The organism is Streptomyces sp. NPDC091682 (assembly GCF_044756625.1).
In the GTDB taxonomy this organism is placed as follows: Bacteria; Actinomycetota; Actinomycetes; order Streptomycetales; family Streptomycetaceae; genus Streptomyces.
Genome location: NZ_JBIVTH010000011.1, coordinates 22,296 through 32,784 on the forward strand (window position 1 = coordinate 22,296; position 10,489 = coordinate 32,784).

General features: G+C 71.4%; 8 protein-coding genes. 2 read left to right on the plus strand and 6 right to left on the minus strand.

Annotated elements, in window-relative coordinates; genetic code table 11:
* Positions 1-314: 314 nt before the first annotated feature.
* From ACIQK6_RS24805 to ACIQK6_RS24830, 6 genes are all read right to left on the minus strand, one after another.
* A complete protein-coding gene (locus ACIQK6_RS24805) occupies positions 315-2,225 on the minus strand; it encodes a beta-galactosidase (protein WP_402695480.1) in 1,911 nt (636 codons plus the stop codon).
* Positions 2,222-3,259, minus strand: coding sequence for an alcohol dehydrogenase catalytic domain-containing protein (locus ACIQK6_RS24810; protein WP_329097047.1), 1,038 nt, complete (start codon positions 3,257-3,259; stop codon positions 2,222-2,224). Before ACIQK6_RS24810 ends, ACIQK6_RS24805 begins: the two co-directional genes overlap by 4 nt.
* On the minus strand, positions 3,256-4,281 hold the full coding sequence (locus tag ACIQK6_RS24815; RefSeq protein ID WP_402695481.1) for an inositol monophosphatase family protein: 1,026 nt from the start codon (positions 4,279-4,281) through the stop codon (positions 3,256-3,258). Before ACIQK6_RS24815 ends, ACIQK6_RS24810 begins: the two co-directional genes overlap by 4 nt.
* On the minus strand, positions 4,278-5,546 hold the full coding sequence (locus tag ACIQK6_RS24820) for an aminotransferase class III-fold pyridoxal phosphate-dependent enzyme (RefSeq protein ID WP_329097051.1): 1,269 nt from the start codon (positions 5,544-5,546) through the stop codon (positions 4,278-4,280). The genes ACIQK6_RS24815 and ACIQK6_RS24820 overlap by 4 nt, the downstream gene beginning before the upstream one ends.
* Positions 5,547-6,027: 481 nt before the next feature.
* Positions 6,028-6,630 carry an HAD family phosphatase gene (locus ACIQK6_RS24825; protein ID WP_329097053.1) on the minus strand — a complete coding sequence of 201 codons (603 nt, stop codon included), beginning with the start codon at positions 6,628-6,630 and terminating at the stop codon, positions 6,028-6,030.
* 18 nt (positions 6,631-6,648) lie between these two features.
* A complete protein-coding gene (locus ACIQK6_RS24830) occupies positions 6,649-7,884 on the minus strand; it encodes an MFS transporter (protein WP_402695482.1) in 1,236 nt (411 codons plus the stop codon).
* A gap of 170 nt (positions 7,885-8,054) precedes the next feature.
* Here ACIQK6_RS24830 and ACIQK6_RS24835 point away from each other — a divergent pair, with 170 nt between their 5' ends.
* Both ACIQK6_RS24835 and ACIQK6_RS24840 read left to right on the plus strand, forming a co-directional pair.
* The gene (locus tag ACIQK6_RS24835) at positions 8,055-8,822 is read left to right on the plus strand and encodes a DeoR/GlpR family DNA-binding transcription regulator (RefSeq protein ID WP_402695483.1); all 768 of its coding nucleotides are present in this window, start codon (positions 8,055-8,057) and stop codon (positions 8,820-8,822) included.
* A gap of 442 nt (positions 8,823-9,264) precedes the next feature.
* Positions 9,265-10,452, plus strand: a complete 1,188-nt coding sequence (locus ACIQK6_RS24840) for a helix-turn-helix transcriptional regulator (protein WP_329097059.1) — start codon at positions 9,265-9,267, stop codon at positions 10,450-10,452.
* The last annotated feature ends 37 nt before the right edge of the window (positions 10,453-10,489 follow it).

The following is a 10,489-nucleotide window of genomic DNA, read 5'->3' on the forward strand; positions in this document are numbered from 1 at the left end:
GCGCAGCCAGGGGCGGCCGCCGGGGAGCCACCGCCGGGCACGGCCCGTTGCGGCACCGGCCGGTCTGGCAGGGCCGACACCAGACCTGCGGGCGGAGCCAGGAGTGGTACCGGGGCCGGCACCCGGTGGCGGGAAACGGCAGGGCCGACGGCGGACCGTCCCCGGGCTGAGCCGGTCACGGCATCGCGTCCGGGCGGAGTTGATGGAGGGAACGCCGATGGCAACGCCGGTCACGGTGCCTCGTCCCCGACGGCGGGGTAGGGCCGGGCGGCGGGGGGCGCGCTGTCAGGTACGCTCCCCCGCCGCCCGGGGTCTCAGGTGGCCCGGACGCGCGTCGCGTCGGCCTTCTCGCCGCCCCAGCGGAGGGCGACGGGGGTGGCGGACGGCTCTTCGGGGGTGGCGAGCCATCCCACGAGTGCGCCGTCGCGGGTGACGAGCACCGCGGCGGAGCCGGTGGGCAGGTCCAGCGTCCAGCCACCGCCGGTACCGGTGACCCGGTCGTCGGCGTCGGTGGGGTTGAAGGCGCCGATGACGCGGACGCCGTCGGGGCCGGACCGGCTCAGGACGCGGGCCCCGCCGTGCTCCGTGGTCCAGCGCTGGCCGGCCGGAGCCGGGAGCGCGTCGGCGAACGCGGCGAGGAACGCGGCGGCCGCGCCGTCCGCGGACTCACCGGCCGGCAGCGTCAACTCGCCGGGACCGTCGCCGGCGGGGTGCCCGGCCCGCAGCACGGCGACGGGGACGGGGGTGCCGTCCGCGGCGGGGGCCGGCCGCTCGTCGAGCCAGCCGAGCCCGATCAACCTTCCGGAGTCGGCCAGTTGGTGGTGCACCGCGTCGGCGAGTTCCGCGAGGACGGTGCGGCCGGTGCGCTGCCAGGCGCCGGCCTCGGGCAGGGCCCGGTCGACGAGGACCACCGCGTCGCGGTCCAAGGCGGTGCCGGCCAGCAGGTCGCCGTGGCGTTCGAGGAACGCGGCCAGCAGCCGCAGGCCCTCGGCGTTGGCCTGGTGGGCCCCGCCCTCGGCGAGCGGTGCGCCCGGGGTGTACGGCGGTGCGTGCAGGGCGGGGTCCACCCCTTCGGCGCGCAGCCCGTCGGGGTCCATGTCGACCAGCGGGCCCCAGTTCTCCGTGGCGCAAGCGGTGTAGACGCTGACGGTGGTGGAGCCCAGGAGGAGGGCCAGCAGGGCGTTGAAGACGGGGGTCGCCGGCCGGGCGAAGGACTCGTCGGTCCAGGTGAACCCCCAGTTCGCCTCGACGACGTCGGTGCCGCCGAGGAGGATCCCGGCCAGGTGGGAGCCGAAGGCTGCGGTCTCCCTGGCCGGGTTGCCGATCCATTCGGTGTGGCCGACGAAGTACCCGGAGCCCTGCACGGCGCGCTGCCGGGCGGCCCAGGCGTCGAGGGCGGCGCGCGGTGCGGCGACCGCGGTGAGGGGGACGTTGGCCAGCCGGGCCGGGCCTTCGGGGAAGAGCGCGGAGATCCGGTCCCACAGGTCGACGATGGCGTGCCCGGACCAACGCGACCACTGCTGTCGCGTGGCGCTGGTCCACCGGGTGACGTCCTCGGTGGCGAGGGCGGCCTCGTCGGGCAGGCCGCGTCCGGTCAACCAGCGGGCGAAGGCCCGACGGGCGGCCGGCGAGGCGTCCTGGGCGTCCACGGGGAGGTGGGCGTCGCCGCAGGTGCCCTCGTTGCCGAGCTGGAGGGCGACGACGGGGCCGTCGGGGGCGGCGGCCCGGGTGACGACCTCGTCGGCGACGGCCTTCAGCCAGGTCTCGGTCTCGGCCTGGACGGCCGGGTCGAGGAGGCTGGGCAGCGGCTCGCCCTGGGAGGTGAGGACGGCGCCGTCCAGCCCCTGGTAGGGGGTGTGTCCGGGGCCGCAGAGGCGGTCGGGCAGCCCGCCGAGCTGGACCTCGGCGTGGATGAAGGGGCCGGGCTTGAGGAGGACGCCCAGTCCGGCGGCGGCGGCCAGCTCCAGCAGTCCGACGATGTCGCGCTGCGGGTCGGTCTTCCCGGTGAAGTCGAAGGAGCGGTCGTCCTCCTGCGCACCCGTTTCGTGGAAGCGCCACGGGAGGTAGCAGGAGACGACGTCCACGCCGAGGGCCCGCAGTTCGCGCAGGTCGGCGCCCCAGTTGGCGGGGGCGGCCCGGTAGTAGGGGTACTCGCCGACGACGACGGGCCGGGTGGTGCCGGGGACGAGCGCTCCGGCGAGCGTGGTGCGCGGGACGGGGCTCATGCGGCCGCTCCGTCGTGCGGGGGTACGAGGACGACCTTCAGGGCGGTGTACTCGGCGCCGGGGACGGCGGCGAGGGCCTTGAACGCCTCTTCGTGGTCGGCGAGGGCGAAGCGGTGGGTGACCACGCGCTCCAGCGGCAGCTGCCGGGCGAGCTCGACGGCCTTGGGGAAGATCATGCTGTTGTAGTCGCCGGCGCCGATGATCTGCAGGCCGCGCTGGAGCAGGGTGAGGGGCCGGACGGTGGCGGAGGCGTTGCTGTTGAAGCCCATGACGACGACGCGGCCGCGCACGGCGGCGTAGCCGATGCTCTGCTCGAGGAGGTTGCCCACGGAGTCGACGACGAGGTCGCCGCGTTCGGTGAGGGCCGGGTCGTCCGGGGTGTGGACGGTGACGCGGCCGCCGAACTCGGGGGCGTCGAAGATCTCCTGGCCGAGCCGGCCGCGTACCGGGTCGGGTTCGACGAGGAGGACCGTCGCGCCGTAGCGCTGGGCGGCCATGGCGGTGACCACGCCCATGGGGCCGCCACCGACGACGACGGCGGTCTCGCCGGCCGCCAGGCGGCCGGCCTCGATGTTGTTGAGTGCGCAGGCGAGCGGTTCGACGACGACGGCGCGGTCGAAGTCCATGTCTTCGGGGATCGCGTGGCAGAAGAGCTCGGGGAGGCGGATGAACTCGGCGAAGGAGCCGTCGTAGTCCAGGCCCACCTCGGTGCCGGCCTTGTGGCCGCAGAAGTTCCAGTGGCCTTCGAGGCAGGTGGGGCAGTTTCCGCAGTACAGGGTGGGGTTGACGATGACCCGGTCGCCGACGGCGAAGCGGGTGACGCCGGGGCCCGTGGAGTCGACGACGCCGACGGCCTCGTGGCCCATGACGACACCGGTCTCGGCCGGGAACTTGCCGACGAGGACGCTGCGGTCGGTCCCGCAGATGCCGCTCTGGGTGACGCGGATGATGACGTCGTCCGCGGCCAGCGGCTCCGGCTTGGGGTGGTCGACGAGGGCGAGCGTGCGGTCGGCGGTGAGCGTCAGTGCCTTCATGATTCCTCCCTCGCGGGCGCGGCGGCGGCGCGGCCCAGGTCCCAGCGGATGGTGTCGAGCAGTTGCTCGTGGAGTTCGGGGGTGGCGGCGGCGATGCAGGACTTCTGGTTCATCGGGCCGAGGTCCACCAGGGACGTGCTGCCGAGGTCGTCGCCGTAGGCGTCGGTGATGACGACGCCGGCCTGCCGGGCGAGGTAGACGACGGCGGCGATGTCGTAGGGGAAGAGGTGCAGGATCGAGCCGCGGCCGACCCGCAGGAACGCCTCTTCGGTGTCGGGGTGGTCGCGCAGCACGCGGTTGCCGATGTCGACGTAGGCGTCGAGCTGGCCGGTGATGATGCGGGAGATGGAGAAGGTGCTGCTGTTGAAGACGAAGATGCCGCCGGTGTTGGCCGAACGGTCCACGAGGTGGCCGTACGCCTCGGTCATCAGGTCCATCGGGTGGCCGTTGAACTCGATCGACCAGAACATGTGGGTCGGGTCGGTGTTCCGGCTCAGCCGCGGGACCGGGGTGGCGAATCCGCCGCTGTCGAGACCGCCGGTGTCGTCGCCGTAGAGCCATGCGCCGCTCTTGATCTCGACCAGGCAGGCGGCGTCGACGTCGGCGAGGGTGGGTTTGCCGTCCCCGTAGGGGGCGGCCGCGATGGACACCATGCCCATTTCGAGGCCGGCCGAGGTGGGGCGGGTGCCGTCGATCGGGTCGACGACGAGGAGGACCTGCGGCTCGGGGGCGAGCTCCACGTAGGAGCCGTCCTCGGTGTAGAGGGCCGCGGGAACGTGGGCGTGCTCGCGCAGGTAGTCCAGTACGGCCTGCTCCGCCACCTCGTCGACGTCGAACTGGGCGTCGCCGCCGGGCGAGTCGCCGTGGACGCTGCGCTCGCGGCCGGTGGCCTCGTAGGCGAGGAGTTCGGCGCGGACGTGCTGTCCGAGGGAGATGAGCAGCCGCTTCATCGGGTTGTCGGCGGCCAGCGGATCGTCGGCCGTCACCGGGGTGTCGGCGGTCGTCGGGGTGTCGGCGGTCATCGGGCCAGCTCCGCGAGGAAGAGGTTCTCGAGCTTGTCGCAGATCTCCTCGGCCTGGTCCATGGTGAGGATCAGCGGCGGGCGGATCTTGAGCACGTTGCCGTAGCCGTAGCGCGAGGTGCGCAGGATCAGGCCGTGGTCCATGGCCTTGGTGGCCAGGTGGTTGGTGAGCTTCACGGCGGGCTTGCCGTCGGCTTCGGCGATCTCGAAGCCGATCATCAGTCCGACGCCGCGGACGTCGACGATCTGCGGGTAGCGGCGCTTCATGTCGTCGAGGCGCTGCATGATGTAGTCGCCGGTGCGGGTGACGTTCGCCAGGAACGCGGGCTGCCGCACGATGTCGAGGGTGGCGTTGGCCGCAGCGGCGGCCAGCAGGTTGGCGCCGTAGGTGAAGGAGTGGTGGTTCGCGGGGAGGCCGGCGAGCCGCTCGTTGGTGATGATGGCGGCGACCTGCGCACCCGATCCGCCGAGGCCCTTGGCCGTGGTGATGGCATCGGGTTCGACGTCGAAGTACTGGGCGGCGAACATGTGGCCGGTACGGCCGATGCCCGTCTGGATCTCGTCGAATATGAGGGCGATGTTCTGCTCGTCGCAGAAGGCTCGCAGTTTCTGCATGTAGCCGTCCGGCGGAACGATGTTGCCGCCGTTTCCGGAGATCGGCTCGATGAGTAAGGCGGCGACCCGGCCGGAGCTGGCGTAGTCGACGAAGTCCTCCAGCCGGTCCACGCACATCATCCCGCAGGAGCCCTCCTTCTGCCCGTAGAAGCAGCGGAAGCAGTACGGGTCGGGAACCTGGAGGCTGCCGGGGAAGAGGTTCGGGAACGGCTCGCGGCGGAACGCGTTGCCGGACATCGACGTCATCATCATCGTCTGGCCCACGTGGCTGCGGAACAGCGTGATGACCTCGGACTTGCCGGTGGCCATCTGGGCCATCTTGATGGCGCCCTCGTTGGCGGCGGAGCCGCCGGAGACCTTGGGATGGACCTTCGTCAGGTTGTCCGGGGAGACCTCGACTAACCGCTGGACCAGGCCGTTGACCGGATCGCTCTGGTAGGAGGAGGTGATGTGGACCACCTTGTCGAGCTGGTCCTTCATCGCGGCGACGACGGCCGGGTGGGAGTATCCCAGGCTCAGGTTGAAGGTCGCCGACGCGCAGTCGAGGTAGCTCTTGCCGTCCTCGTCGTAGAGGTAGACACCCTCGCCCCGCGCCATCTTGTAGTCGCTGACGGGGTAATAGATGTGCTCGGTAACGTCCTTGGTTTCCATCGGTCCCTCTCACACGGGTCGTTCGAGACGTCAACACGTCGAAGAATGGACGGCAGAATTGCAGTTCACGTCCAGTGGAAAAGAATTCGGATACGGCGACTTGATGCCGGTGGGGGGCGGCCCGGATACTTCACCCGTTGGAGACAGGGATCTCGTGGCAGCGCCTTCTCTTTCATCTGATCACATTCCAACTCGGCCTGACAAGTGACCATTTGGAAATGCGGATCTTTTTACTCCCTTTACCGTCCGGTTTCTCTACCCGGGAAAGGAGAGGGCGCCGGCGGAGCCGCTCGGGGAACGGGGCACGGCCGTCGCGGCGTGCGCGACGGGCAGCCCGGCCGGCCCCGGTGCGGCCACGGCCCGCAGGGTGCGCCGGGACGCCTTGTCCCGGGACAGGGCGGGCCGGCACAGGTGATGCAGTCCGGGTCGGGGGCGGCGAGCGCCGCGGGACCGAGGCGTTCCGCCCAGTCGGACGGCGCCGTCACGTCAACGCCGCCTCCAGCGCGACCAGTAGTTCCTCCGGCGAGGTGAACACGTGGCCCTGGAGGCCGAGTCTGCGTGCCGCGTCCACGTTCTCGGCCCGGTCGTCGACGAACAGGATCTCTCCGGGCGGCAGCCCGAGTTCGCGGACGCACCACTCGTAGGCGGCGGGTTCGGGCTTGGCGCTGCCGATCCGGCAGGAGAGTCCGCGGACCGCGAACCGCTCCAGCCACGGCTGGGTGGCCTCGTACCGGGCGGCCAGGTCCTCGGGGATGTTGGAGAGGAGGCCGAGCACGAGCCCCTGGTCGGCGAGGAGGCCGAGCAGGTCCACCATGCGCCGGTCGATCTCGCTCCAGCTGGCGAGGTCGGCGGCGGTCAGCTCCTCGGTCAGCCGCCCGTCGAGCGGGACGTCCAGGTGCGCGAAGACCGCTCGCCAGTAGCCGGGCCCGGTGACCTCGCCGCGGTCGTAGGGGGGTCGCTCGGACCAGTACGCCGCCCAGAAGCGGTCGGGGTCGGCACCGGCCGTGCGTTCCAGGACGGCCGTGGACTCGGGCGACTGGACACGCGCGATGACACCGAACATGTCAAAGAGGACGGCTTTCATCCTTCGGTTCCTCACGTTCTACGGGTTCAGGGGTGTGGTGACGGCGTCCGTGCGCCCGGAGTCGCGCGGGCCGGGCACGCCCCCAGGGTCGGGGGCGTTGCGGCGCAGCCACAGGCTCAGCGCGCCGCAGACGACGGCGAGCAGGAACAGCAGGAGCGGCACCGTCTTCACCTCCATCGTGTCGATGACGGCGCCGAGCAGCGGCGGGAACGCCACGCCGCCGATCATCGAGGCGGCGATCACATAGGCGCCTGCGGCGCCCACGCCGGGCACGGCGCGGTTCAGCCAGGGCAGGCAGGTGGGGAAGATCGGCGCGATCATCAGGCCGACGCCGAAGTACGCGTACGGGGCGAACGCCGGGACCGTCGCCAGGAGGAGGAAGCCGGCCATGCCGACGCAGCAGACGAGGAGGATCGACGGCGCGGACCAGCGCAGGCTGATCGGCGCGGCGACGAACCGGCCGAGGGTCATGGCGGCCCAGTAGGCGGAGGTCGCGGTCGCTGCGGTGGCGGCCCCGTACCCGACGGCTTCGAGGTGGGTGGGCTCCCAGCCGCCGACGCCGGTCTCGATGGCGACGTGCAGGACGTAGATGCCGATGAACACCCCGATGATCGGGAGCACCCGGGCGCCTCCCGCCGGGGCGCCGTCCACGGGGGCGGGGGCGGGCTCCCGGGCGGCCACCCCGCCGAGGGTGACGAGGATCAGCAGGCTGATCACGCCGGTGCCGATGAAGATCTCCGGATAGCTCTCCGCCCCGAGCCAGCCGATCAGGGCGGGACCGGCGATCGCACCGATGCCGAAGTGCCCGTTCAGCAGGTTGAGCATGGCGGTGCTGCGGTGGCCGAAGCCGACGGCGAAGAGCTGGTTGAGGCCGTAGTCGATGCCGCCGAAGCCCAGGCCGATGACGAAGGTGCCGGCGAGGGCGAGGGTCCAGCTCGGGGAGAAGGCGAAGGCGGCGGCACCCACGGCCATCAGCACGTAGGAGCCGCCGAGCAGCACCCGGTTGTTCAGGCGGCCCCGCAGGAGGTGGTAGATCAGCACCCCGAGGAGGGCGCCGACGAAGTGGGCGCTGAGGCTGAGCCCGGCCACGGCCGGGCTGATGCCGAACTCGTCCCGCAGGGCCGGGATCGCCGGACCGTAGAGCGCTTGGAGGGCGCCGACCACCACGAACGCCAGGCACGAGGCGACGATCGCGACGGTGGTGAGGAGGGGTTTCCCTCCTTCTGGCAGGTCGGCCTCACGGGTGGCGGTCATGGCTCTCCTCATCGGTCACGGCCGAATGAACACGATCAATGTTCACAACGGCAGGAAGTTCCCCCTACTCCGCTCAAGTTACACATCACGAATGTTCATTTCAACAGTTTGAATGTTCGAAACGCACATCCTGGCGGCCCTCCGCCCCCATCTGTGCTAAAAGCAGACACATGAACGTGATGGAGAGGCACAAGTTCGTCGTGGAACTGCTCGTGCAGCAGAACCGCGCGACGGTGGCCGAGCTGGCCCTGGCCACCGGGGCGTCCGAAATGACCATCCGCCGGGACCTGGAAGTACTGGAGTCCCGGGGAGCACTGCGCCGCGTGCGCGGCGGCGCGGTGAGCAGCCTGCCCGGCGGAGTCGAGCCCCCCTACGCGATCCGGGCCATGTCCGGAACGCGGACCAAGGAGCGACTGGCGCGCGCCGTGGTCGAACTGCTCACCGACGGCGAGACCGTCGCGCTGGACACGGGCACGACCGCCGCGGCCATCGCCAAGGCCATGGCGGACCGTCAGCTCACCGTCACCCCCCTCTCACTGCACGCGGCCTTCACCCTGTCCGCACACCCCGGCATCCAACTGGTGATGCCCGGCGGGCAGGTGCGCCCCGAGGAGCTGTCCTTCTACGGCCACGCGCCCGTGCAGACCTTCAAGGACCTGTGCTTCGACACGTTCATCCTGGGCTGCTGCGGTGTCGACCCCGTCCAGGGAGCCACCGCCTACAACCTCGACGACGTCCAGGTGAAGCGGGCGGCGGTCGCCGCGGCGCAGCGCGTGATCCTGGTCGCGACCGCCGACAAGATCGGCCGCGCCGCGCTGGGCCGCATCTGCTCCATGGAGGAGATCGCCCTCGTCGTGACGGACGCCCCCGCGGACTCCCCCGCGGTCGAGGCCCTGCGCGACCAGGGGGTCGAGGTGGTTCACCCGGCGGACGACTGAGCCCGACGGCCGACCCGGGCGGCCCCGACGGACGGGCCCGATGGACGGGCCCGCCGGTCGTCTGGGATCCATGCGTTCGTGCCTTTCCTGCACGGTGCGCAGCCCCGATCGGCGCGCCCCGCCCCAGCATCGAGCGGCAGACGGCCGCCCGCCAATGGGATGCGACCGTCGTCTTACCGACTGTCAGAAAGACGACAGCAAGGGCTTGCTGCAACTTTTCGTAGGGCTCCTACGTCTTCCGGCCATCCCCGCGGAGGCACGTCGTCCGGCTCACCGATTCGCGCCGGCCGGCGAATTCCGCTACGGATCAAGGGTCTTGCGCCGACCTCCCGGCAAGCCCCGCGCACGGAAAGCGTGTCCGATACACGTTCCCGGGGCGGCGGGCCGGAGCGGAGTCTCCTAGCATCGCGATCGCGACGGATGCGAACGAGAGGGCAGCGAAATGAAATCAGGCGCGCCGAAACAGCCGCAGGACCGTGACCGACCCCAGGAGCTCACGTCCGAGGAGATGGCCCTCTACCGGGAGTTCGCAGAACACGGCCCCCTCCAGGAAAGCCAGCTGCTCGCCCGGGCGGAACCCGCCGCCATGGCCCGTACCCTCGACGCCCTCGTCTCCAGCGGCCTGGTCCAACAGATCGGCCCCGACTGCCTTGCAGCCACCAACCCCACCGACGTGTCGGCGCGGTTGCTCAAGCAGTGGGAGGAACGCGTCCAGGGGGCCCAGCTCGACCTGCTGCGCATGCGGGGGCAGCTCGCGGAACTGGCCATCGTGCACGCCGCACGCCAACGCACCCTGGAGGGGCCGCCGCTGGAACGCATCGAGTCGGCGGACGAACTCCAGCGCATCCTCGACCGGCAGGCCGCCGCGTGCACGCAGGAGGTGCTCTGCGCCCAGCCGGGCGGCCCCCTGCCCGAGGTCGAACTGCGCCGCGCCCGCGTCCGGCACCGGGACCTGCTCTCCCGTGGTGTCCCGGTACGCACGCTGTACCAACACTCGGCCCGGTTCGACCCGCCGACCGTGCGGTACGAGACGGAGCTGGCGGCTCTCGGGGCCGAGGCGAGGACGGTCTCCGGCGGCCTGGCCCGATGCCTGGTCTTCGACCGGTCCCTGCTCGCCCTCCCGCTCCCGGAGACCGCGGGCGGGGCACTGCTCGTCCGCAGCCCCGACCTGGTCGCGTTCGTCGCCGAGCTGTTCGACCTGCTGTGGGCGACCGGCGAACGCATCGGCAAACCGCGCGAGAAGGCCTTCATCCAGGACGTCGCCGACCAGGCGAAACGATCCGTGCTGCAGCACCTGATGCAGGGCGACGACGACCGCGCCACGGCCCGCGCCCTGGGCATCTCGGTGCGCACCTGCCAACGCCACGTCTCCGCCATCATGCGTCAGCTCGGCGCGACGAGCCGCTTCCAGCTCGGCTACTTGGCGCACCAACACGGGCTGCTCGCCCCCGACGGACCGGACACCGCCCGTACGGTCGTCCCGACATCGATGTCACATCCCGCGCCCGCGCCGGCCGCTCCCGAGTCCGCGGGGTGCGCCGCGGACCGCAGCACCTGGATCCACCTGTCACGGGATCGCGGTACCGGGGAGTTCTCCGAGCGAATCGGGTGTCGTCAAGAGGCGTATTAGTGGGACTTTCGGGACCGTCCGGCCGTCGCGGACAGTG

Bases quoted from the DNA above. Each gene is read 5' to 3' on its own strand.
- ACIQK6_RS24810 (WP_329097047.1), bottom strand. From the start codon at position 3,259: ATGAAGGCACTGACGCTCACCGCCGACCGCACGCTCGCCCTCGTCGAC.
- ACIQK6_RS24815 (WP_402695481.1), bottom strand. From the start codon at position 4,281: ATGACCGCCGACACCCCGACGACCGCCGACACCCCGGTGACGGCCGAC.
- ACIQK6_RS24805 (WP_402695480.1), bottom strand. From the start codon at position 2,225: ATGAGCCCCGTCCCGCGCACCACGCTCGCCGGAGCGCTCGTCCCCGGC.
- ACIQK6_RS24820 (WP_329097051.1), bottom strand. From the start codon at position 5,546: ATGGAAACCAAGGACGTTACCGAGCACATCTATTACCCCGTCAGCGAC.
- ACIQK6_RS24825 (WP_329097053.1), bottom strand. From the start codon at position 6,630: ATGAAAGCCGTCCTCTTTGACATGTTCGGTGTCATCGCGCGTGTCCAG.
- ACIQK6_RS24830 (WP_402695482.1), bottom strand. From the start codon at position 7,884: ATGACCGCCACCCGTGAGGCCGACCTGCCAGAAGGAGGGAAACCCCTC.
- ACIQK6_RS24835 (WP_402695483.1), top strand. From the start codon at position 8,055: ATGAACGTGATGGAGAGGCACAAGTTCGTCGTGGAACTGCTCGTGCAG.
- ACIQK6_RS24840 (WP_329097059.1), top strand. From the start codon at position 9,265: ATGAAATCAGGCGCGCCGAAACAGCCGCAGGACCGTGACCGACCCCAG.